The following is a 23,194-nucleotide window of genomic DNA, read 5'->3' as shown; positions in this document are numbered from 1 at the left end:
GTCAGCGGCCGGAGGCGTCCAGCCACGGGTAGCGGGCGGTGTCCTGTCCGGCGTAGTCCGGATCGAGATAGATGAAGGCCCGGTGGATGAGGGCGTCACGGACCTCGAAGACCCCGCACCACCGGCCGGCGCCCCACTCGGGCAGCCCGACCCGCCAGGGCCCGTCGCGATGCTCGCCGTGGGTGGTGCCCTCCACGGCGAGGACGTCCCCACCGGTCTGGATCCAGTTGAACGACCAGAAGTGATGGGTGGCCGACTTCACCGTCGCGCCGAGGTCGCCGAAGAGCGCGGCGATCTGTGACTTGCCCTTCGCCAGCCCCCACTTGGGGAAGAAGAACTGGGCGTCCTCGGCGAAGTAGTCGAGAACTCCCTTTCCGTCGCTGCCGGTTCCGCCGTTGTCGAAGGCCTTCAGATAGGCGGTGACCAGTGCCTTGCGCTGTTCGTCGGCCGAGGTGGCCGGGATGCCGGGCATGGCTGTGCTCCTTCTGTCGCAGGGGGCGGGTTCAGAGCCAGTTGGGGGCGATCTCGGTCGCCCACAGCTCCAGGCTGCGCATCTGCATCTCGTGCGGAATGAGCCCGGAGTACTGGCACTGGAGCAGGTATTCGGGGCTGTGCCGGGCCACGAGCTTCTCGATGCGCCGGTTGATGTCGTCCGGCGTGCCCACCCACTCCAGGCCCCGCTCGAAGAGGGTGTCGTAGTCGGCGCCGATCGGACCGGTCTCCCCGGTGCGCCGCAGCGCCTCGGTGAACCCCATGGGGCCGAACCAGTTCTCGAAGATGAAACCGCCTCCGCGGCGCGCCCAGTAGTGCGCCTGGTCGGCGTCCCGGGACACCAGCACATCGCGCATCACGCCGACGCTCTGCCCCTTCGTCAGCGTCCCGCGGCCCGCCGCCTCGGCCTCCTCGGCGTAGAGGTCGAGCAGCCGGTCCACCACGTCGTCGTTGGTGTGCATGACGATCGGGACGATGCCCTCCCGGGCGCAGAACCGGAAGGTGTCCTCACTGAAGCTGAACGGCTGGAACACCGGCGGATACGGTTTCTGAAACGGCTTGGGGGCGATGCCCACCTCGGTGATCCGCCCCGTCTCGTCCTGACCGCGGCCGAAGCGTCGTACGGCGTCGTACGGAAACTCCAGGTCCTTCGGCGGAATGGTCCACTGTTCGCCCTCGTGCGTGAACGTCTCGTTGGTCCAGGCTTTCTTGAGGATGTCCCAGTGCTCCTCGAAGAGCCGGCGGTTTCGCCGGTCGTTCTCGGTGCTGTCCGACAGGGTGCCGCCCACCCCGTAGACCTGGCCCATGATCTCGGCCCAGCGTTTCTGGAAGCCGCGCGCGATTCCGACGAACGTGCGGCCTCGGGTCATGTGGTCCAGCATCGCCAGATCCTCGGCGAGCCGGATCGGATTGTGGAAGGGCAGCACGTTCGCCATCTGCCCGACGCGGATGTTCCTGGTCTGCATGGCCACGTACAGACCGAGCATGACCGGATTGTTGGAGACCTCGAAGCCCTCGATGTGGAAGTGGTGTTCGGTGAAGGAGACACCCCAGTAACCCATCTCGTCGGCGGCCCGCGCCTGATGAGTGAGCTGCCAGAGCATGTTCTGGTAGTTCGCCGGGTTCGTGCCCGACATGCCTGCCGTGATCTGGCTGTGGCTGCCGACGCTGGGCAGGTAGAAAAGCAGGGATTTCACAGCGTTACCTCCTCGACCCGCGATGCCGCTGGGCGGAACAGACCGTCGCACGCCGACTTTGCGAGGGGCTTGATTCACGGCATGTGCGCGGCACCCGACCACCGAAAGCGGCTCGTCCAACTGCGGGCAATCCGAGGCCCCCACACTGGCCCGGGCGGACTCCTGGCGTTCACCGCACTCCATTCCGCCCGTGACCCGTATTCGCGAGTCCGGAGGTGTGTTTTTCCATGACCGCATCCATTGACGCCCCCCACCGCGGGCGCACCACGGCAGAACTCGTCCGCCAGGACCGGGAGCGGATCCTGCATCCGCTGCTGCCCGAAGGGCGCGACGACAGGACGGTCCTCGTCGGCGGCGCCGGCTGCCGGGTGCGCGACGCGGACGGACGGGAGTACCTGGACGCGTCGGCGGTGCTCGGGCTGATGCAGGTCGGGCACGGGCGGCGGGAGATCGCCGAGGCGGCCGCGGCCCAGATGAGCGCGCTGGACTGCTTCCACACCTGGGGGACGATCACCAACGACAAGGCGATCGAGCTGGCGGTACGGCTGACCGATCTGGCGCCGGCCGGCCTGGACCGGGTCTTCTTCACCAGCGGCGGCGCCGAGGGCAACGAGATCGCCCTGCGCATGGCGCGGTACTACCACCACCGTAGGGGCGCGTCCGAGCGCACCTGGATCCTGTCCCGGCACAGCGCCTACCACGGCATCGGCTACGGCAGCGGCAGCCTGTCCGGATCACCCCTCTACCGCGAGGGCTTCGGCCCGGTCGTCCCCGACGTGCACTTCCTGACCCCGCCCCACCCCTACCAGCGGTCGCTGTACGACGGTGCGGACCCGACCGACTTCTGCGTCCGTGAGCTGGAGGCGGCGATCGAGCGGATCGGCGCCCACCGGATCGCGGCGATGATCGGCGAGCCCGTCATGGGCGGCTACGGAGCCGTCGTCCCGCCGCCCGACTACTGGCCGCGCGTGGCGGAGGTACTGCGCCGGCACGGCATCCTGCTGATCTTCGACGAGGTGGTGACGGCCTTCGGACGGACCGGTCGCTGGTTCGGGGCGGAGCACTTCGGCGTCGTGCCGGACGTGCTGGTGACCGCCAAGGGAATCACGTCCGGCTACGTCCCGCACGGCGCCGTGCTGGTGCGCGAGGAGGTCGCCGAGGTCATCGGACAGGGCGGCGGCTTCCCCATCGGCTACACCTACACCGGGCACCCCACGGCGTGCGCGGTGGCCCTCGCCAACCTCGACATCATCGAACGGGAGTCCCTGCTCGACAACGCCACCGCGGTCGGCGGCCACCTCGCGGCCGGGCTGCGCACCCTCCTGGACCTGCCGGCCGTGGGCGACGTACGGCAGATCGGCCTGATGCTCGCGGTGCAGCTGGTGTCCGACAAGCAGACCCGGGAGGATCTGCCCGGCGGCACGCTGCGGGTGGCCGACCGGCTGCGCGAGGACGCCGGGATCGTCGTCCGCAACAATCCGCACGCGCTGATCGTCGCCCCGCCGCTGGTCATCGACCGGGCCACCGCCGACGAACTCGTCGACGGCATGCGCTCGGTCCTGGAACGCCTCGGGACGGACGGGGTCGTCCACTGACCCACCGCACGACCACATGACCGCGCGCCGTGGAGCCGGCGCCGCCCTCCCGGGCCGCCGGTGCCACGGCGCGCGGTCATGTGCCCGCGACACGCCCGGTGACGTGCTCAGTTGCCGGTCATGGCCAGCATCTTTGGCCGGTAGCGCTCGCCGTGGACCGGCGTGCCGGCGACCACCGCGTCCACGGCGGCCAGTTCGGCCGGACCCAGCGGCAGGGCGGCCGCGGCGATGTTGTCCGCGAGATGCGCCGGATCGCAGGTGCCGGGGACGGGGACGACGTCGGGGCCGCGGTGCTGCACCCAGGCCAGGGCGAGTTGCGCGACGCTCACCCCCAACCCCTCGGCGACGGCGCCCAGCCGCCGCACCAGCGCCAGATTGCGCCCGAGGTTCGCGGCGGCGAAGCGCGGCTGGGCGCGCCGGAAGTCGTCGGCTGCCAGGTCGTCCGTGGAACGGATCGTCCCGGTGAGGAAACCGCGGCCGAGGGGGGCGTAGGCGACCAGCCCGATCCCCAGCTCCCGGCAGGCCGGCACCACCTCGTCCTCGATGCCCCGCGACCACAGGCTCCACTCGCTCTGCACGGCGCTGACCGGGCACACGGCGTCGGCGCGCCGCACCGTGCCGGCCGAGGGCTCCGACAGACCGAAGTGGCGGACCTTGCCCTCCCGCACCAACTCGGCGACCGCCCCGGCCGTCTCCTCGACCGGCACCGACGGATCGATCCAGTGCTGGTAGTACAGGTCGATGCGGTCCGTGCGCAGCCGCCGCAAGGAGTCCTCGCAGGCCCTGCGGACGTACTCGGGCCGGCCGCACAGCCCCAGGAACGCCCCGTCGGGCGACCGCAGCATGCCGAACTTCGTCGCGATCACCACCTCGTCACGCCGGTCCGCCAGCACCGCGCCCAGCAACTCCTCGCCCGCGCCGACGCCCTGGACGTCGGCCGTGTCGAACAGCGTCACCCCCGCGTCGAGCGCCGCCCGCAGCGTCCGGACGGCCGCCGCCCGATCCGGCCGCCCGTAGAAGGCCGTGGTGGGCAGGCAGCCGAACCCCTGGCAGCTCACTCGAAGGTCGCGCAGCTCACGCGACGGCAGAACGGACGTGGCACACATGGGCGGCCTCCTGGTAGGTCGATGCCCGCGGGGGGTTCCCCTGAGCGGAGATGACAGCGGCCCGCGGTGGCGTCGCGCTGGACGGTCCACCGACCGCGGACCCTCCGCAGTCCTGCCCACCGGTGGCAAGCCGGAGATCAACCGGCCCGCAAGAGCCCTCGTCGACAGTGGTCGGCGACCCCTTCCCCCCATGGAATCGAGGCTCACCGTGGCGAAGACAACGAAGTCGCAGACGGCAGTGAAGGCGACGAAGACCACCGCCGAGGTCATGCTGAAGCGGCTGCACGACTACGGCGTCGACCACGTCTTCGGCGTCGTCGGACGCGAGGCCGAGGCCATCCTCTTCGACGAGGTGGACGGCCTGGACTTCGTCCTCACCCGGCACGAGTTCACCGCCGGGGTGATGGCCGACGTGCTCGCCCGCCTCACCAACCGCCCCCAGGCCTGCTTCGCGACACTCGGCCCCGGCATGACCAACCTGTCCACGGGCGTCGCCACCTCGGCGCTGGACCGCAGTTCGGTCATCGCGCTGGCCGCCCAGTCCGAGTCGTACGACTGCTTCCCCAACGTCACCCACCAGTGCGTCGACAGCGTCGCCGTCATGGCCCCGATGACGAAGTTCAGCGCCCAGCTCGAGCGCGGCACGGACATCGTCTCGCTGGTCGACTCCGCCGTCCTCAACAGCACCACGGAGCCCGTCGGGCCGAGCTTCATCAGCCTGCCCGTGGACCTGCTCGGCGCGGACGTCGACGGCGACCTGGGCGACTCGCCCCGCATCGACGCCGGCAAGAAGGTGCTGATCGACCCCTCGTGGCAGGACAGCGTCCCGCGGATCGCCCGGCTGCTCGCCGAGGCCGAGCACCCGGTGCTGATCGTCGGCAGCGCCCTGATCCGGGCCGGCGCGGTCGACGCCCTGCGCGCGTTCGCCGAGCGGCTGCGCATCCCCGTCGTCACCACCTACACCGCCAAGGGCGTGCTGCCGCACGAGCACCCCCTCAACTACGGCGCCGTCAGCGGCTACATGGACGGCATCCTGGACTTCCCCGCCCTGGACCACATCTTCGGCCCCGCCGACCTCGTCATCGCCCTCGGCTACGACTACGCCGAGGACCTGCGCCCCTCCATGTGGACGCGCGGCAAGGACAAGACCGTCGTGCGCGTCTCCCCCTCCGTCAACCCCATCCCGGGCGTCTTCCGCCCCGACCTCGACGTGGTCGTCGACCCCGGGTTCCTCATCGAGGCCCTCGACAAGGCCACCGCCGGCGCCGGCGCCAAGACCCCGCACGACATCGAGCCGCTGCGCGCCAGGATCGCCGAGTTCCTCGCCGACGCGGAGCACTACGAGGACGGCATGCGGGTGCACCAGGTCATCGACTGCATGAACGCCGTCCTCGACAACGGGACGTTCGTCAGCGACATCGGCTTCTTCCGCCACTACGGCGTCCTGTTCGCCAAGGCCGACCAGCCCTACGGCTTCCTCACCTCCGCCGGCTGCAGCAGCTTCGGCTACGGTCTGCCCGCCGCGATGGCCGCCCAGATCGCCCGCCCCGACCAGCCCGTCTTCCTCATCGCGGGCGACGGCGGCTTCCACTCCAACAGCGCCGACCTGGAAACCGCGGTACGCCTCAACCTGCCGCTGGTCATGGTCGTGGTCAACAACGACCGCAACGGCCTCATCGAGCTGTACCAGAACAAGGGCCACAGCCGCTCGCACGCCCCGGCCGTGCGCTTCCAGAGCGTCGACTTCGTACAGCTCGCCGAGGCCAACGGCTGCGACGCGGTGCGCGCCACCGACCGCGCCTCGCTGCTGGAGGCGCTGCGCAAGGGCGCCGAGCTGGGCCGGCCGTTCCTGATCGAGGTGCCGGTGGCCTACGACTTCCAGTCCGGCGGCTTCGACGCCCTCGACATCTGACCGCCATGCTGGGACCGAATCTCGTCTCGGGCTTCAGTGTCCGCGTCGCATGGGCGTCCGGCCCCGCGACGCCCACGGCACCGCAGTTCGCGACCCAGGGACACCACATACCCGTCGAGGCGGCGTACGCGGGGCGCACGCTGCGCGGCACGGCCGTCTGCCTCGGAACGCCGGCCGCCCTCGCCAGGGACGGCGCCACCCATTTGCTGCTGGGAGGTGAGATCTACAACCGGGAGGCGATCGCCGGGGCCGTCGGCAACGCCTTCCTGACCCACGGCAGCGACGCCGAACTCGTCCTGGCGGCCTGGCTGCACTGGGGCATCAGCGCCTTCCGGATCCTCAACGGCCGCTTCGCCGCGGTGATCCTCGACAGCGGCGGCCGGATCGTCCTCGCCACCGACCACGCCGGCTCCTTCCCGCTGTGGGTACGGGCGGACGAATACGGAGTCGACGTCTCCAGCGAGGCCAAGACCCTCGCCCGCGGCAAGAGCCTCGCCGTGGACGTGCCCGGGGCCCAGCTGATCCCGCGCGGCGCGGGCGTGCACCGGGTGCCCGCCGGCACCGCCCTGATCCTTCAGACCGTCCAGGGCGAGGTCCGTACCTCCTCCGTGGTACGGACCTGGGCGCCGCCGCTGTCCCGGACGGCCCCCGAACCGGACACCGCCGTGGCGAAAGTCCGCGACCTGCTCGGCGAGGCCGTCCGCACCCGGCTGCGCGACGAAAGCGAGCCGACCGTGGTGCTGTCGGGAGGCATCGACTCCAGCGGGGTGGCCGCCCACGCGGTGGCGCACAGCGCACTCGTGCACACCGTCTCCATGGGCACGGACGTCTCCGACGAGTTCGAGGCGGCCGCGGCCGTGGCCGGCCACCTCGGCACCGACCACCAGGAGATCTCCGTCGACAGCGCGGACCTGGTGCGCGAACTGCCCTGGGCGGTCTGGGCGGCCGAGATCACCGACCACACCATCCTGGAGTACCTCCTTCCGCTGGTCGCCCTGTACCGGCGGCTGCCCCCCGGCCCCCGCCGGATCCTCACGGGCTACGGGGCCGACATCCCGCTCGGCGGCATGCACCGGCGCACCGAACGGCTGGACTTCCTCGACGCCGTCATCGCCCATGACATGGCCACCTTCGACGGGCTGAACGAGATGTCCCCCGTGGTGTCCGGGGTGGCGGGGATCTGGTCGACCCACCCCTACTGGGACCGGGACGTGCTCGACTGCCTCGTCACGCTCGACGCCGGGCTCAAACGCCGCTACGGCAGGGACAAGTGGGTCCTGCGGGAGTCGCTCACGGGCATGCTCCCGGACGCGACGCTGGCCCGGCCCAAGCTCGGTATCCACGAGGGATCCGGCACCACCAGCGCCTGGACCGCGGAACTCCTCGGGCGGGGCGTGCCCGAGGAGAAGGTCGAGGAGGCCAAGGCGGCGATGGCCCGCCGCATGCACGAGCTGATCGTGCTCGGCGGCGAACGGCCCGGCGACGTCTCCTTCGACGAGGTCCTGCTCTCCACCGAATCCGCACTGCGTCTGGAAAGGCGAACGGTGACATGAGCGACAGCACCGAGTTCGGCCTGCCCGAGGACCCGCAGCGGCCACGGGCCCAGGTACGCTCCGGCGTCTCACCCCGCTATGCGCAACTGGCCACGTTCATGCGGCTGCGCCACGACCCCGCCCCCGTCGGCCGGGACGTGGTGGTCGTCGGCGCCCCCTACGACGGCGGCACCAGCTATCGGCCGGGGGCACGGTTCGCCCCCAGGGCCATCCGGCACGAGTCGTGCCTCATCCACGGCACGGGCATCGACCGCGGCCCGAACGTCTTCGAGCTCATCGACGTCGTGGACGGCGGCGACATCGACCTCAGTCCGTTCTCCATGGACCTCGCCATGGAGACCGCCACCGAGGCGCTCACCTCCCTGCTGGCCGACAACGCCGCCTTCCTGATGCTCGGCGGCGACCACTCCCTGTCGCTCGCGGCGCTGCGGGCGGTACGGCGCAAGCACGGCAAGGTCGCCGTACTGCACCTGGACGCGCACAGCGACACCAACCCGCCCGTGTACGGCGGCACCTACCACCACGGCACCCCGTTCCGCTGGGCCATCGAGGAAGGCCTGGTCGAGCCGGGACACATGGTGCAGCTCGGCATCCGGGGCCACAACCCGAGGCCGGACTCGCTGGACTACGCCCGCGGCCACGGCGTACGTGTCATCACCGCCCAGGAGTGCGCGGACCGGCCGCTCGCGGACGTCGCCGACGAGATCCGCGACGTCGTGGGCGGCCTGCCGCTGTACGTGTCGGTCGACATCGACGTCGTCGACCCCGCCCACGCCCCCGGCACCGGCACCCCCGCCCCCGGCGGACTGTCTTCACGGGAGGTGCTGTCACTGCTCTCCCTCGTCGGCGACCTCAACCCGGTCGGCTTCGACGTCGTCGAGGTCTCGCCGACCTACGACCACTCCGGCATCACCGCACTCCTCGCCGCCGAGATCGGCGCCGAACTGCTCTACCAGTACGCCCGCGGCACGGGCCGGACCCGAACGCCGGCGCCGCCGCGCACCGAAGCGGAACCGAAGTCGGAAGGAAGCACCATGTCCCTGCCCGTCCCCTCCGTCATGCGCCTGGACGACGACGCCGACCACCTGCGCGCCCTGCGCGCCCGACTGCCCCGCGTGCCGCGCCTCGACCTCTCCGGGTTCTTCGCCACCGCGGCGGAAGTGGCCCAGGAGCTCCCGCCGGAGCTGCGCCGGGCGCTGCGCGACTTCCGGCGCGAGGGCAACACCGAGGGCTATCTGCTGCTGACCGGGCTGCCCGTCGAGGAGAGCGAGCTGCCCACCACGCCCACCAGCACCCCCGCTCCCGTGCAGCGCCCGCTGCTCGCTATGGAGGCCTGGCTGGCCCTGGTCGGCCGTGAGCTCGGTCTGCCCACCGGATACCGGGAACTGCGCGAGGGGACCGTCCTGCAGGACGTCTATCCGTCGCCGAACGCCCACTACCTCTCGTCCGAGACCTCCGAGACGCTGCTGGAGTTCCACACCGAGATGGCGTACCACCGCCACCAGCCGCACTTCGTGATGCTCGCCTGCTCGCGGGCCGACCACGAGCGCACGGCGGCCACGCTGGTCGGCTCCGTGCGCAAGGCGCTGACACTCGTCGACGACAGTGTGCGCGAGGCGCTCCACCGCAAGCCGATGCGCTGCCACGTCGACATGGCCTTCCGGCCGGCCCCCGACGCGGACCCGGTCTACTCGGTCGCGGTCCTGGACGGCCCGCGCGAGGACCCCCTGCTGGCCTACGACCGTGAACTCCTCGACCCCGTCGACCTGCCCGCCAAGCAGGCCCTCGCCACCCTGTCGGACGCGCTCGACGAGGTGACCGAGCCGGTGCTGCTGGGGCCCGGCGACCTGCTCATCGTCGACAACTACCGGACCACCCACGCACGGACGCCGTTCACTCCTCGGTGGGACGGCAAGGACCGGTGGCTGCACCGCATGTACATCCGGGTGCCGGAGCGGATGGACGGCACCGCCGAACCGGGTGACGTGGTCGGCTTCGTCGGCCGCTGAGCCCCGACCCGACGGGACCGGTCGCGCTCGCGGTCGGTCCCGTCGGCGTAGCATCGTTTCCCCAGCTCAGACCTGATCAGAGAGGACCGGCACGAGGATGACCGTGTCTTTACCGCAAGGGTTTCGCACACACACCGGGAACTGTGGGATCCGTGACGACCGCGACGACTTCCTGGTGGTCGCCTCGGACGTGCCGGCGAACCTGAGCGCGGTGTTCACCCGATCCCGCTTCGCCGGCCCGAGCGTCGTGCTCAGCCGGGAGACGGCCGCGGCCGGCACCGGCCGGGCGATCGTCGCCCTGTCCGGGAACGCCAACGTGGCGACGGGCGAGGACGGCCTGCGCGACGCGGGAGCCGTCCGCGCGGCCGTGGCCGGCGTCCTCGGCGCCGCCGAGAAGGAGGTGCTCATCGCCTCCACGGGTCTCATCGGACAGCGCTACCCGATGGCCTCCGTCCGGGCGCATCTCGACGCGCTGCAAGCGCCGTTCGAGGGCGCGGACTTCACCGCCGCGGCGCGGGCCATCATGACCACCGACACCCGGCCGAAGACCCGTTCGGCCCGGTGCGGGGCGGCGACCGTGGTGGGTCTCGCCAAGGGCGTCGGCATGATGGAACCGAACATGGCGACGCTGCTCACGTTCTTCTTCACCGACGCGGGGATTCCGGCCGCGGACCTCGACGCGCTCTTCCGCCGCGTCGTCGATCGCACCTTCAACGCGCTGAGCATCGACACCGACACCTCCACCAGCGACACCGCGGCGGTGCTCGCGAACGGTCTGGCCGGACCGGTGGACCTGGTGGAGTTCGAGCGGACCCTCGGCGAACTCGCCCTGGACCTGGTCAAGGACATCGCCCGGGACGGCGAGGGCGCCACCAAGCTGATCGAGGTGGCGGTCACCGGGGCGCGCGACGCCGAGCAGGCCAAACGGGTGGGCAAGGTCGTCGTCAACTCGCCCCTGGTGAAGACCGCCGTGCACGGCGCCGACCCCAACTGGGGGCGGGTGGCCATGGCCGTCGGCAAGTGCGAGGAGGACACCGACATCGACCCGGGCCGCGTCACGATCGGCTTCGGGGACGTGGAGGTGTATCCGGCGCCGCCGGACGAGGACCGCCTCTCCCGGGTGGCCGCCCACCTCAAGGGCGACGAGGTGCTCATCCGGGTCGGTCTGGGCATCGCCGACGGCGCCTTCCGGGTGTACGGATGCGACCTGACGGAAGGGTATGTGCGCCTGAACGCGGACTACTCGACCTGACGGCGACTCGCGGTCCGTCCCCGCCGCCCCCGTCCCCCGTCCCCGTCCCCCAGGTCCTCTCCGTCAGGCGACCTGGGGGATGCCCCTCCAGGGCGTCAGATGGAGGGGGAGGGCGTTGAGGTACACCACCTCTCCCGTCCGCGCCGCCAGCTTGCGCATGCGCCTGAGATAGGCGTGCGCCTGACGGCGCCGGCCGGCCAGCCGCTCCGCGTCGGCCAGCAGGCTCAGCCCCAGCGTCAGCAGCCTGGTGCCGGCCCGCTCGGCGCGGTCCAGCGAGCGGCCCGCCTCCGCCAGCAGCCGCGGACTGGCCGTGCCCAGGTGCGCGTTGGCCCAGGCGAGTGAGGCGTCGATCAGCCACTGCACCCCCGGCAGCCGGGTGCGGGCGGCCGCCTCGGCCGCCACCAGCGCACTGCGCAACGCGCCGTGCGGATCGTTGTCGAGGACCTTCAGCACCGACTCGGTCGTGTGCAGGGTGACGAAGTCACGCATCGCCGAGTGGTGCGAGAGGGACACCAGATGGCGCAGGTCGTCCATCGCCCCCCAGGCCTTTGCCGGGGAGCCCGCCATCCAGTGACTCATCGCCCGCACCGCACGCGTCTCGGCCTGCACCCCCTGCCCGCGGCAGGGGCGGGGCGGCAGGGCGCGGCTCGCCAGCGCCATGCTCGCCTCGGACGCGGCCAGCGCCTGGGCCAGCTGGCCGCGGGAGTGCAGCATGATGCTGCGGCCCTGATGGACCGTGGCCTCGAGCGACGGATCGTTCTCCCGCGCCGCCAGCGCCAACAGGGTCGGGATCATCGTCTCTGCCTTGCGGAACTCGGCCCGGTACACCAGGCCCAGGAAGCGTTTGGGCAGCAGCCGGGCGCACTGCGGCCTTCCCAGCGCGCGGCCCAGGGCCTCGATGCGCGCGTGGATCGCCTCGGTCGACACGGCGCCCGAGCCGTTCACGTACCAGGAGACATCGGCGCGGCGGAGCTGCACGGCCAGCTCGGCCTCGGCGTACCCCGGCTCGCCGTCCCGGCCGCCGGTCAGCGCGGCCGCCTGGTCCAGCCAGGCCATCGCCACGTCGTCCAGGCCGCGTTGCCCGGCCTTCTCCGCCTCGTCCAGCAGGGGCTGGATCACCTCGTCGGGCGTCATCGTCAGGAGGGCCGCGCGGGCGTGCCGGGCGATCGACCGCTTGGCGTCGGCGGGGGTGACGGCCCGGGCCGCCAGGAACCCGACGGCGCACCGGTGCAGCCGGGCCCGCATCGAGTACGGAAGCTCTCGGCGGACGGTGTCCCGCAGCAGGGGGTGCACGAACTCCAGACGGCACTCGGTGCCCGGGACGTTGCGCAGCAGCCCGCCCCGGATCGCGTCCCGCAGGGCGTCCGAGGAGACGCCGTCCTCGGCGGCGAGGTCCTTCATCGCCCCCGGTGAGCTGTCCGGGCCGAGGACGGCGCACGCCCGGAGCACGGTCATGATCTCCGGGGGAAGCCCGCCGAGACGCTCGTGGACGACCCCCCGCAGCGAGTCCGGCAGCAGTTCGCGGACCTCGTTCGGGGAGGCGTCGGACGTCAGCTGTTCCAGGAGCCTGACCAGGAAGTACGGATTGCCCTGGGTGCGGTGCTGCAACGCGGTGCACTGCTCCGGACCCAGGTCGCGGCCCATCGTGGCCGCCAGCTCCCGGCTCTCCGCCGGAGTGAGACCGCCGAGGGTGATCTCGTCGGACGTGGGCAGTTCGCGCACCGCCGCCAGCGCCGCGCGCATCTGCGGATCGGCGGCCGGCCGGAACGTGCGGGAGGTGACGAGCAGCAGCAGCCGCGAGTCGTGGAGCTGCCGGGCGAGAAATCTCAGCAGGTGCAGGGAGGCGGTGTCGGCCCAGTGCAGGTCCTCCAGGATCAGCAGCAGCGGAGGGCGGGCGATCCCGAGCAGCGCGCGGCTCACCGCCTCGTGCAGCTCGAACCTGCTGGGTTCGGCGGCGGCGGCCGCGAACTCGCCCGGCTCCGAGGCGAGTTCGGGGACCAGGGCGGTCAGGGTGGCGCGGATGTCGGCGGGCAGCGAGCGGACCGTCTCCGGCCAGCGCTCGGCCGTCTGACGCAGGGCCTGTTTCCACGGCCAGTGCGCGGGCAGGTCGTCGCTCTGCGGGCAGTTCACCGTGACGACGTCCATGCCGTACTCCGCGCACGCGCGCCGTAACTCGTGCAGCAGACTGGTCTTGCCGCAACCGCTCTCGCCCAGCAGCAGCGTCACTCCTCCCTTGCCGTGCCGGGCGGTCTCCACGCCGGCCAGCAGCCTTTGCAGTTCCTCCTGCCGTCCGACGAACGGGCGGACGGCCTCGTACTGCCGGTCGGCCGCGGGCTCCGGACGGACCGCCTCCTCGCGGACCGCGGGAACTGCGGGGACGGTCGGGACTGGGGGGACGGTCAGGACGGTCGGGACTGGGGGGACGGTCGGGGCCGCGGGGGCGGCTGGCGGCGTGGGCTCGGGCGGTGGGGCCGTCTGCCGCGTAGGGGTGAGCGAGGGGTCCTGCCGCAGGATCTCCCCGTGGATCTGCCGTAGTTCCGGGCTGACGTCCACCCCCAGCTCGTCGGCCAGATACCGCCGGGTGCGCTCGAAGACCTGCAGCGCGTCCGCCTGGCGTCCGCTGCAGTACTGGGCCTGCATCAGCCGGCGCACCAGGCGCTCGCGCATGGGGTGCTGGAGCACCTCGCGCTCCAGGTCGTCGAGTATCTCGTGGCTGCGGCCCAGGGCGAACGCGGCCTGCGCCCGGCCTTCCGCCGCCGACAGCCGCAGCTGGACCAGCCGTTGGGTCTCCCGGCCGGCGAAGTCGTACTCGGACAGGTCCTCGAACGGCGGCGCCGTCCATTCCCGCAGGGCCTGCGACAACAGCGCGAAGGCCTCCGCGGGCCTGCCCTGCCGCTCGGCGGCGAGCCCCTGGCCGATGAGCCTCTCGAACCTCATGACGTCGATGTGGTCGGGGTCGATGTCGAGCACGTAGCCGGGGGAGCGGTACTGCAGCCGGAGCAGGGCGCCGTCGGCCAGCGGCTGACCGCCCACGAGCTTGCGCAGACGGGAGACGTACGACTGGAGTGTGGCGACGGCGTGGTCGGGGAGGTCGTCGCCCCAGATGTTCTCCAGGATGGACGGGATGGAGACGACTTTGCCGGCGTTGATCACCAGCAGTGCGAGGACCGCGCGGCGCCGGGGCGGTCCCAGTTCCAGGGTCTTCTGGGGAAGCCGCACGGTCATCTTGCCGAAGACGCGGACGGCGGGACCGAGGGCCTCAGCATGCTGCATGCGGCTTCCTTGCTCTTGTACGGGCACGATCTGGGTGCTTCCTGACATGGGTCTTCTCCTGCCGTCCGGGCGGGCGGACGCCGAGCGAGGGGGGTGGGGTCGGCTGAAGAGGACGAACGGAGCCTTACTCGTGCAAGGCCTGTTGCCTGCGGGCGGGAACGTGGAGGGGGGCGGGAGCGGGAGGGGTGGGAGTTGGCGGGGCGGGAACGAGGAGGCGGGGGAACGGATCACACAGGTGCTGGGGCCGGTTCGCGTTCCAGGAGGCGGGTGAGGGCGGCCGAGATGAAGGCGCGGTCGTTCTCGGTCGCACCGGCCCCGGCGAGATGGCCCCAGACGCCGGGGATGACCCGCAGTGTCGCGCGGGGGATGACGCGCGCGGCCTCGGCCTCGTCCTGCGCGGCGAAGCACAGGTCGCGCAGGCCGGGCAGCAGAACCGTTTCGGCCCGGATCGAGGCGAGCGCCGCCCGGGTGTCGCCGTCGAACCCGGGGGTGGCTCCCACGTCGCTCGACTCCCAGGTGGAGACCTGGGCGAGCAGGTCCGACGCCTGCTTGGCGACGAACAGTTCCTCCCAGAATCCCGTCAGGTAGGCCTCCCGGTCCGCGAAACCCAGTTCGCGATAGAGGCGGTCGGTCCAGAAGCCGTGCGAAGCCGCCCACCCGGCGAACAGCCGGGCCGCGGCCCGCCGCCCGGCGTCGCCCGGGCCGCCGCCGCGCAGCGCGGCCCCGAGGCCGGCCAGGAACACCCGGCCCGCCTCGCTGGTCGCCGCCGATCCGCAGACGGGGGCGATCCGGTCCACCAGCTCGGGATGCGACACCGCCCACTGGTAGGTGTGCATGGCGCCCATGGACCAGCCGGTCACCAACGCCAGCCGGGTGATGCCGAGTTCCTCGGTGATCAGCCGGTGCTGAGCCGCGACGTTGTCCCGGGCCGACACGGCGGGGAAGGCCGGGCCGGAGGGGTGGTTGCTGGGGGAGCTGGAGCAGCCGTTGCCGAACAGCCCCGGGACGACCACGCAGTAACGGTCGGTGTCCAGGGGGCGGCCGCTGCCGATCAACCAGTCGTAGCCGGTGTGATCGCCGGCGAAGAACGTCGGGCACAGCACGGCGTTGTCGCGCCGGCGGTCGAGGGACCCGTGAACGGCGTACACGATCGTCGCGTCGGTCAGTCTCCCCCCGCCGGTCAGTGGTAGATCGCCCAGTCGGTAGGTTGCGTGCTCCATCGGATCTCCCTATGCGTCGGGACGTTCCCGGTACAGGACAGAACAACAGGCATGGCGTTCGGCTCGGCCGAGCGAAGGACCGCGAGGCCCCGGGCGATACGGACGTACGACATCCGCATGCGCCCATGCTGACAGCGGCGCTTGCCATCGCCTTGCATCACGCTTGCGGACGGCTTTTGGACCCCCGCGGGGTTCAGTGAGCGCCGAGGAGACGCAGCAGGGCGGTCACCCCGGCGGCCACGACCACGACGGCGACGAACGGGGCGCGCCGCAGGGCGAGCACCAGCGCCACGGCCACTCCCGCCGGACGCGCCACCCCGGCGAAACCGTCGGAGTCGGTCAGGGCGTCCGTGACGCACAGCGCGGTGAGCAGCACGACCGCCATGACCGGAAACAGCCGCTGAGTGGACTCCGGCAGACTGAACCGGTCGTGCAGCACCGTGCCGGCGAGCCGCAGCAGATAGGTGCCGACGGCCAGCGCGGCGACCGCGGCGACCATCATCGTGACCATGTCTCCTCCGTCCGTTCGCGCGGGACCGTCCGGTCGGGCGCCCGGCGGGCGGCCGGCGGCAGGACGAGCAGCAGCAGCCCCGACAGGGACAGCAGGACGGGGATGCCCGCCGGCAGCAGCGGGGTCGTGACCAGGGCCAGGGCGGCGCCGGCGAGGGCCGCGTCACGCGTGTCGCGGTCCCGCAGCGAGGGCACCACGAGCGCCAGCAGCCCGGCCGGAAACGCCGTGTCCAGACCGTAGACGGCGGGATCGCCGACGACACCCCCGAGGAGCACCCCGAGCGCCGTGCCGCCGTCCCAGGCGAAGGTGAGGGCCACCCCGCACATCCAGAACGCCCGGCGGCGACGGGCGCCCTGCGGCTGCCCCATGGCGAACGCCACCGACTCGTCGCTGATCAGCTGGCTGCCGATCAGCCGCGCCCACCAGCCCTCGCCCACCGTGTCGCGCAGCGCCAGGCCGAACGGCAGATGACGGGCGTTGAGCAGGAGCCCGGCGAACACGGCGGCGAAGGGGCTTCCGGCGGCCAGCATGCCGACCGCCAGGAACTGCGAGCCGCCGGCGTGGATGAACACCGACATGGCGATCGCCAGCCAGCCCGGGATGCCGGCGGCGACGGCGATGGCGCCGAACGACACCCCGATCGCGGCGGCGGCCAGGCTCATCGCGCCGACGCCCTGCCACATCTCCCGCTCCGGCGTCCGCGCCCCGCCCCGCCTCCGCGCACCGGCCCTCTTCCGCGTACCGACCCTCCGCGCACCGACCCTCCGCGCACCGACCCTCTTCTGCGTACCGTCCCGCCGGTTCATGGCGCCCCGCGCAGGAAGCGCTCCAGGCGGTCCAGGCCCTCGTCCGTCGCGTCGGGGTCGCGTACGAACGTGGTCCGGATCCAGCCTCCGCCCTCCTGCGGGTCGGAGAAGAAGGGGGTGCCCGGAGCCACCAGGACCCCGGCCCGGTCGAGCAGGCGTTCCGCCAACTCCCGTGAGGACCAGTCGGTGACGCCCCTGATGCCGGCGAACACGAACCAGCCGCCCTCCGGCGCGAACACGTCGAGTCCGGCCTGGCCGAGACGCTTGACCATGTGGTCCCGTCGGTCCCGGAAGTCCTCGGCGCCGCTGCTGAACCCGGTGGCCGCGGCCGTGCCCTCCTGCAGCGGAGTGGACGCGCACACCGTGGTCCGCTCCACGACCCGGCGCAGGCCCGCGGTGAGTTCGGCGCCCGCCACGCAGTAGCCGAGCCGCCAGCCGGACATCTGCAGGGACTTCGAGAAGCTGCCCACGACGATCGAGTGATCGCGCGCCTGCGCCAGGTTCAACGGCGAGGTCATGCCCGCGGGGTCGAAGACGAAGTTGTCGTAGACCTCGTCGGTGATGCAGATGATGCCGTGCCGGACACAGATCTCCACGAGCGCGAGCATCTCGTCGGCGGTGAAGACCCGACCGGTCGGGTTGTGGGGGGTGTTGAGCAGGACGGCACGGGTCCGAGGGGTGATCGCGGCGCGTATCGCGTCCGGATCCAGCCGCCAGTCGGCGCCGCTCAGCCGCACCGGACGCGGTACGGCGCCCAGCAGGCGCACCGTTCCCGGATAGGACTCGAAGTACGGTTCCGGCAGGATCACTTCGTCACCGGGGTCCACGGCGGCGAGCAGGGCCACCAGGGCGCCCTCCGTGGCCCCGCTGGTGATGGTGATCTCGTGGTCGGGGTCCACGTCCACTCCCCGGGTGCGCCGCAGATGCCGGGCGACCGCTCGGCGCAGGGCCGGCGTGCCGGCCGCCGGGGCGTACTGGTTGCGGCCGGTGCGCATGGCGGTGGCGGCCGCGGTGAGGACGGTGTCGGGCGGATCGTGCACCGGGACACCGCTGGCGATGTCGACGGCCCCGATCTCCCGTGCGGTCGCCGCCAGTCCGGCCAGCGACATGGGGGCCAGCGCGGCGACCCGGTGCGAAAGGGGGGCTTTCCTGATGCTCATGGGTGAACAGGCTCGTTCACGGTGCTTGAGGCCGATGTGACGGTGCGGTTGTGCTTCGTCGGCAGCGGGTCCCTTCAGACGTGCGCACGCCGCCGACATGCGGAGCGTCAACCCGGCTGACAAGCGGGCCCCGCGAGCATGGGCTGCGCCGCCCGCCGGGGCGTCGCCACCCACCCGTTCGACCGGAATGCGGGAGTCACGCTGTGAATCCGAGGGACAACGAAGAGCTCATCAAGAACACGCAGGTGGTGCAGCAGGTCGATCCACTGTTCGGCGCGCAGACCGAGTCGCCGCTGACCCGGGACACCCTGCTGCGGCTCGCCGCGGGCACCCTGGGAGCGATCAGGATCCCCGACATGCTCACCGCGCAGGCCTGCGCCCGGCTCACCGGCCGGCTGGACCAGACCGAGTTCAGCACCTACGACGAACGCCGGATCTGGCCCCCCATCGCGAAGTTCGGCCCCGCCGTCTACGACTACTACCTCGACGGCGAACTGCGCCCCGAGTACTGGACGGACGCGCGCAAGGCGGAACAGCAGTGGGCGCGGGCCGTCGGGGACGAGGACCCCATGGAGGCGCTGATCGGCCAGCTGGCCGCGGCCTGGGGCGGGCCGGTGACCAGGGCCACCGTCGGCGGGCAGAAACTCTTCGCGGGCATGGTCCGAGAGCTCAAGGGCGATCCGCGCATGCACTTCGACGAGGTGGTGCGGGAGTTCCCCGGCGTCTTCGACCACACACCGATCGCCCAGCTCGGCTTCAACTGCTACATCAGCCTGCCCGAGGACGGCGGCGAGCTGAACGTCTTCCGGCGCCGCTGGCGCCCCACCGACGACGCCGACCGGGTGGGCTTCGGCTGGTCGCAGACCATCGCGGTACAGGAACCGAGCCTGACGCTCACCCCGGTGCTCGGCGAAGGCATCCTCTTCGACACCCGCAACTACCACTTCATCACCCCGAGCACCGTCGGACGTCGGCTGACCCTGGCCTTCTTCGTCGGTGTGACCGCGGAGAACCGCCTCATCGTCTGGGCCTGACCGGCATCGGCACGCCGGGCCTTCGCGCCCTGCCCGCCGACGCGGGGGACGGCCCTCGCGCACGGCGGGCAGCGGCGAGCGCACCCGCATGCCGAGCGTGCGGGAATCAGACGGTGCGCGAGCTGAGGCGCGGCGCGGCTCGTCGGCCGCGGGCCCAGCCGAGCAGCAGCACCGACCACAGCGCCGCGAACGCGCACCAGGTCGACACGAACTCCAGTCGCCACAGCGCGAAGCAGACCGACGCGCCCACGGCGACCAGCACCCCCAGCGCCAGCAGCCGGCGGTCGCCGGAGAACAGCAGGGAACCGACGGTGGCCAGGACGTAGCCCACGACGAGGACGGGCGGGAAGGGAAGATCGACGGCGTAGCCGACCGTGTGGCCGCGGATCTCGGCCGTCACCGGGCCGGTGGCGATCCCGTACCCGAGGCCCGCGGCCGTCGCCACGCCGACCGCGAGCAGGAACCCCGGCCCGCGCCGGGCGGACGGCGGGGCCGCACACCACACTCCCGCCGGGACCCACACCGCCAGCAGCGGCATCGCGATGACGGCCCAGGCGACGGTGGCCGGTCCGCTGCCCCCGCCCGCCTCCCAGACCGCCGACTCCACGATCTGGTGCGCCCCGAGCAGCAGGGGCAGTGCGGCGAGGGGAAGGTCCCGGCGCCCCCGCACCTGCGCCACCGACGCCACCCCGATGGCCGCCACCCCGGCCCCCGCGACGAGATCGGCCGTCGCACTCCAACACATCGTGCCCCCGGTCCGTCGAGCCTCGGTCGCCACGGTACGTCCCGCTCCGATCATCCTCCTGTTCCGGAGCGGCGTCAGGATGCCGTTGGCGGGTAGGGGCTGCCTGTGGGGCCGTCCCGGGCGGGAGGGCGCCGGAGTGAGCGTCGGACGGTGAAGGAGGCCGAGGGTGGTGGACGCCTCGCGGGGAGTCGACCGGTTCGGACCGGTGCACGGCGGGGCCGTGCTGGAGGTGGGCCCGCTGTCCGGCCGGCCCGGCATACGGGCCAGGGGCGAGATCAACGAGGCCACTCGTTCGCCGTGGGAAGAGGCCCTGGCGGGCCTGGCACGGCAGCATGGCGACGTGTCCTATGTGGAGCTCTCCGAGGTCGGGTTCGTCGACGTGGCCGGGGTGACGGCACTCGCCGTCACGGCGCTGGCCCTGCGCGGCGGCCGGGTGGTGGTCGAGCATCCGCCACCGCAGGTACCGCGTGTGCTGGGCCTGTTCTGGCCGAGCCTGAGCCGGATCGAGGTGGCGTCGCGATGAACCCGGTGGCGACCCATGAGGCATTCGAGCACCCCGCGCTGTTCTACCGCACCGAACAGGAGTACGTGGACCGGACGGTGTCGTTCGTGCAGGACGGCCTGGACGTCGGCGAGCCCGTCGCGGTGGCGGTGCCCGTCCCCAACCTGGAGCTGATCAGAGCCGGACTCGGCGCGGACGCCGAGGGCGTCCTCCTGCTGGACATGACCGAGGCGGGTCGCAACCCGGGCCGGATCATCCCCGGCGTGCTCCGCGCGTTCGCCGACGCCCACCGCGACGGCCGGGTGCGGATCATCGGCGAGCCGATCTGGGCGGGCCGCAGCGCGGTGGAGTACCCGGCGTGCGCACAGCACGAGGCGCTGATCAACGCGGCCTTCGAGGGCCGGCCGGTGACCATCCTGTGCCCGTACGACGTCTCCCGCCTGGACCCGGAGGTCCTGGCCGACGCGATGATCACCCACCCGACCGTCATGGCCGCCGGCGCCGAGCAGGTCAGCGACGCCTACGACTGGCGCTCCGTCGTCGCCCGCTACAACGAGGCCCTGGTGCCCGCGCCGGACGCCGCCGTGTACTCCTTCGGCCCCGACGACCTGTCCGCCGTCCGCGCCTTCGCCGTCGGCCGGGCCGAACGGCTGGGCCTGGCCGGGCAGCGGCTGGAGGACGCCGAACTGGCGGTCGCGGAGCTGACGACCAACAGCGTGGTGCACGGCGGCGGGCGAGGCACCCTCGCGGTCTGGGCCGAGGCGGGGCAGGTCGTGTGCGAGGTCCGGGACGCGGGCCGGCTGGCCGATCCGCTGGCCGGCCGCAGGCCGCCGCTGCGCGGTCAGATCGGCGGCCGCGGTCTGATGCTGGTCCACTACGTGGCCGACCTGGTCCGCCTGCACACCGCCGAGGACGGCACGACCGTCCGCTTCTACCTGACCCCCTGAAGCGGCGGCGACCGCCGCCGGCCGGCAACGGTCAGTCGGCGGCGCGCAGCGCTCCCCAGGTGGCCTGGTTCACGATGCCGTTGACCTTCAGCCCCTTGTCGCCCTGGAAGCTGCGGACGGCCGTCTCCGTGCCGGCGTCGAAGTCACCGCTCACCCCGGCCCCGCCCACCTCGTAACCGCGCTTGGTGAGCATGCACTGCACCTGCCGCACCCGCTTGCCGGTGTCTCCCGTGCGGGTTCGGCCGTTGCCGGCGTAGAACGTGCAGTCGGTGATCCAGGGCGGGGTCGCGGACTCGGTCGGCGCGGTGTCGGGTGACCCGGCCGGGGTGGAGGAGGCGCCCCCGGCGCCGCCGGCCGCGGCGGCCGGGGTTTCCTGCCCGCCGCCGACGCCCGACGCCGAGGCTCCCGGCGGCGATGTGACGTCGCCGTGGGTCTCGTCGGCGCGTCCGGCGGCCGCTCCCGCGGCGGACGCCCGGTCCGGCGAGTCGGACACGCCCGGAAGGGCGACGGCACCGGGCCGGCCCCCGGCGCCGGTGCCGGTCGCCGACGCGACGGTCTCCGGTCCGGCCGCGCTCGCCGCACCGTCCTCGCGCATGAGCACGAAGGCGCCCGCGGCGACCGCGCACAGGGCGGTCCCCGCGGCGGCGGCCAGCACCCGCTTGCGGCGGACGCGGTGTCGGGCCGGCGTCGTCCCGGCGGCGGGAGACTCGGCCACGGGCGCTGGGCCCGGCCGCGGTGCGACCGGGCCCGCCGCCGGAGCCGGCGGCGACGCCAGCTTCACCCGATGGTCCGAGGGCCGCAGCCGGGCCGCCCGTTCGACGGGCAGACGACGCAGCGTCTCGTACGCCTGCTGCCGGGCCAGCACCTGGCCGTGCAGCGGCTCCGGCCAGCCGGGCGTCCCGGCCCGTGTCCCGGCCGCGTCGATCAGCTCCCGCGGGGTGGGACGCCGCTCGGGCTCCTTGGCCAGACAGGCGGTGAGCAGCGCCCCCAGCTCGGGGTCGGCCGCCGACACCACGCCGGTCACCTCCGGGTTCGGTTCCTCGAACGCCACCCGGTGCATCACGTCGACGCCGGTGCCGTCGCCGAACGGGGCCCGTCCGGTGGCCGCGTAGAGCAGGGTGCAGGCCAGCGAGAACACGTCGGAGGCGGTGTCGCAGTGGCCCGTCCTCAGGTACTCCGGGGACATGTAGGCCGGTGTGCCGACCCGGTTGCCCGTGCCGGTGATCGCGCTGGCGTCCGCGGCCTTGGAGATCCCGAAGTCGATGACCCACACGCCCCGCAGCGACAGCAGCACGTTGGACGGCTTGAGGTCCCGGTGCACGATGCCGGCGGCGGCGAGGGCGGTGAGCGCCTGCCCGAGCTCGGCCACCAGCTGCCACACGGTGGCCGCCGGCAGGGCCGCGTCGTCGCGTACGGCGTCGGCCAGATCCAGTCCGGGGACGTACTCCGTGGCCATCCACAGCAGCTGGTCGTCCCAACCGGTGCCGCATAACCTCGGGGCGTGCGGCGGACCCAGCCGGGCGTGCACCGACGCCTCGCGTTCGAAGCGGCGCTGGAAGCGGACGTCCTCGGCGTACTCCGGCCGGATCACCTTCACCGCGAACAGCCCGGGAGTGTCGTCGGCTGCCCGGGCCAGATAGACCCGGCCCATTCCGCCGCTGCCGAGCAGCGCCACCGGCACGAAGGGACCGACCCGGGCCGGGTCGCCGATCCGCAGGGGTGCGGCCCCGGTCTGCCGGAGCGCGGCGGCCTCGCGCGCGGCGGGGTTCGGTGAGGACGGCAGCTGGTCGGACACGGAACTCCCGAAGTGATGTTCGTCGTAAGTCAGTTCGCATGGGCGGAATATCGAGGCTAGCCGAGCCGCAGCCCGTGCTCAGGGAT

General features: G+C 72.5%; 18 protein-coding genes and 1 pseudogene. 9 read left to right on the top strand and 10 right to left on the bottom strand.

Annotation, left to right across the window (positions count from 1 at the left end; genetic code table 11):
* Window position 1: 1 nt before the first annotated feature.
* Both ACIBTS_RS12185 and ACIBTS_RS12180 read right to left on the bottom strand, forming a co-directional pair.
* Window positions 2-472 (bottom strand): nuclear transport factor 2 family protein, encoded by a 471-nt coding sequence (locus ACIBTS_RS12185; protein ID WP_399318725.1) that lies wholly within the window; start codon window positions 470-472, stop codon window positions 2-4.
* 31 nt (window positions 473-503) lie between these two features.
* Complete coding sequence (locus ACIBTS_RS12180) at window positions 504-1,688, bottom strand: LLM class flavin-dependent oxidoreductase (RefSeq protein WP_399318723.1); 1,185 nt, start codon at window positions 1,686-1,688, stop codon at window positions 504-506.
* 227 nt (window positions 1,689-1,915) lie between these two features.
* Here ACIBTS_RS12180 and ACIBTS_RS12175 point away from each other — a divergent pair, with 227 nt between their 5' ends.
* The gene (locus tag ACIBTS_RS12175; protein WP_399318722.1) at window positions 1,916-3,283 is read left to right on the top strand and encodes an aspartate aminotransferase family protein; all 1,368 of its coding nucleotides are present in this window, start codon (window positions 1,916-1,918) and stop codon (window positions 3,281-3,283) included.
* Window positions 3,284-3,390: 107 nt separating this feature from the next.
* Here ACIBTS_RS12175 and ACIBTS_RS12170 read toward each other — a convergent pair whose 3' ends face one another.
* Complete coding sequence (locus ACIBTS_RS12170) at window positions 3,391-4,389, bottom strand: aldo/keto reductase (protein ID WP_399318721.1); 999 nt, start codon at window positions 4,387-4,389, stop codon at window positions 3,391-3,393.
* Window positions 4,390-4,657: 268 nt separating this feature from the next.
* Between ACIBTS_RS12170 and ACIBTS_RS12165 the strand changes: the two genes are divergently transcribed.
* The 5 genes and pseudogenes from ACIBTS_RS12165 (at window position 4,658) to argJ (ending at window position 11,115) form a co-directional block, all read left to right on the top strand.
* Window positions 4,658-6,301 carry a thiamine pyrophosphate-binding protein gene (locus ACIBTS_RS12165; protein WP_399318884.1) on the top strand — a complete coding sequence of 548 codons (1,644 nt, stop codon included), beginning with the start codon at window positions 4,658-4,660 and terminating at the stop codon, window positions 6,299-6,301.
* Window positions 6,302-6,306: 5 nt separating this feature from the next.
* A complete protein-coding gene (locus ACIBTS_RS12160) occupies window positions 6,307-7,854 on the top strand; it encodes an asparagine synthase-related protein (protein WP_399318719.1) in 1,548 nt (515 codons plus the stop codon).
* Window positions 7,851-8,819 (top strand): annotated as a pseudogene (speB, locus tag ACIBTS_RS12155) (agmatinase); the annotation flags it as partial. The gene ACIBTS_RS12160 and the pseudogene speB, both read left to right, overlap by 4 nt.
* A 93-nt stretch (window positions 8,820-8,912) precedes the next feature.
* Window positions 8,913-9,863, top strand: coding sequence for a clavaminate synthase Cs1 (gene cs1 / locus ACIBTS_RS12150; protein ID WP_399318882.1), 951 nt, complete (start codon window positions 8,913-8,915; stop codon window positions 9,861-9,863).
* 97 nt (window positions 9,864-9,960) lie between these two features.
* Entirely contained in the window at window positions 9,961-11,115 is a 1,155-nt protein-coding gene (gene argJ / locus ACIBTS_RS12145) for a bifunctional glutamate N-acetyltransferase/amino-acid acetyltransferase ArgJ (protein ID WP_399318718.1), read from the top strand.
* Window positions 11,116-11,178: 63 nt separating this feature from the next.
* On the opposite strand, the gene ACIBTS_RS12140 is transcribed toward argJ, so the two are convergent.
* From ACIBTS_RS12140 to ACIBTS_RS12120, 5 genes are all read right to left on the bottom strand, one after another.
* Window positions 11,179-14,388, bottom strand: a complete 3,210-nt coding sequence (locus ACIBTS_RS12140) for a BTAD domain-containing putative transcriptional regulator (protein ID WP_399318717.1) — start codon at window positions 14,386-14,388, stop codon at window positions 11,179-11,181.
* Between the two features lie 227 nt (window positions 14,389-14,615).
* The gene (locus tag ACIBTS_RS12135; protein WP_399318715.1) at window positions 14,616-15,608 is read right to left on the bottom strand and encodes an alpha/beta fold hydrolase; all 993 of its coding nucleotides are present in this window, start codon (window positions 15,606-15,608) and stop codon (window positions 14,616-14,618) included.
* A 193-nt stretch (window positions 15,609-15,801) separates the two neighbouring features.
* The gene (locus tag ACIBTS_RS12130; RefSeq protein ID WP_197697270.1) at window positions 15,802-16,119 is read right to left on the bottom strand and encodes an AzlD domain-containing protein; all 318 of its coding nucleotides are present in this window, start codon (window positions 16,117-16,119) and stop codon (window positions 15,802-15,804) included.
* Window positions 16,107-16,802 (bottom strand): AzlC family ABC transporter permease, encoded by a 696-nt coding sequence (locus tag ACIBTS_RS12125; protein ID WP_399318713.1) that lies wholly within the window; start codon window positions 16,800-16,802, stop codon window positions 16,107-16,109. Before ACIBTS_RS12125 ends, ACIBTS_RS12130 begins: the two co-directional genes overlap by 13 nt.
* Window positions 16,803-16,921: 119 nt before the next feature.
* Entirely contained in the window at window positions 16,922-18,085 is a 1,164-nt protein-coding gene (locus ACIBTS_RS12120) for a pyridoxal phosphate-dependent aminotransferase (RefSeq protein ID WP_399318712.1), read from the bottom strand.
* 203 nt (window positions 18,086-18,288) lie between these two features.
* Here ACIBTS_RS12120 and ACIBTS_RS12115 point away from each other — a divergent pair, with 203 nt between their 5' ends.
* Window positions 18,289-19,119: a hypothetical protein gene (locus ACIBTS_RS12115; RefSeq protein WP_399318710.1), complete on the top strand. Its 831-nt coding sequence runs from the start codon at window positions 18,289-18,291 to the stop codon at window positions 19,117-19,119.
* A 106-nt stretch (window positions 19,120-19,225) separates the two neighbouring features.
* Here the strand turns inward: ACIBTS_RS12115 and ACIBTS_RS12110 are convergent, their stop codons facing one another.
* Window positions 19,226-19,864, bottom strand: coding sequence for a DUF6629 family protein (locus ACIBTS_RS12110; protein ID WP_399318708.1), 639 nt, complete (start codon window positions 19,862-19,864; stop codon window positions 19,226-19,228).
* Between the two features lie 166 nt (window positions 19,865-20,030).
* On the opposite strand from ACIBTS_RS12110, the gene ACIBTS_RS12105 reads away from it, so the two are divergent.
* Together ACIBTS_RS12105 and ACIBTS_RS12100 are read left to right on the top strand one after the other, a co-directional pair.
* The gene (locus ACIBTS_RS12105) at window positions 20,031-20,387 is read left to right on the top strand and encodes an STAS domain-containing protein (protein ID WP_399318706.1); all 357 of its coding nucleotides are present in this window, start codon (window positions 20,031-20,033) and stop codon (window positions 20,385-20,387) included.
* On the top strand, window positions 20,384-21,313 hold the full coding sequence (locus ACIBTS_RS12100; RefSeq protein ID WP_399318705.1) for an anti-sigma factor RsbA family regulatory protein: 930 nt from the start codon (window positions 20,384-20,386) through the stop codon (window positions 21,311-21,313). Before ACIBTS_RS12105 ends, ACIBTS_RS12100 begins: the two co-directional genes overlap by 4 nt.
* A 31-nt stretch (window positions 21,314-21,344) precedes the next feature.
* Here ACIBTS_RS12100 and ACIBTS_RS12095 read toward each other — a convergent pair whose 3' ends face one another.
* Window positions 21,345-23,108: a protein kinase gene (locus ACIBTS_RS12095; RefSeq protein WP_399318704.1), complete on the bottom strand. Its 1,764-nt coding sequence runs from the start codon at window positions 23,106-23,108 to the stop codon at window positions 21,345-21,347.
* Window positions 23,109-23,194 lie beyond the last annotated feature (86 nt).

This window comes from Streptomyces sp. NPDC050121 (assembly GCF_044460385.1).
GTDB lineage: Bacteria > Actinomycetota > Actinomycetes > Streptomycetales > Streptomycetaceae > Streptomyces > Streptomyces soliscabiei.
The sequence above is the reverse complement of the archived record's forward strand: the minus strand, read 5'-3'. Positions and strand labels throughout refer to the sequence as shown.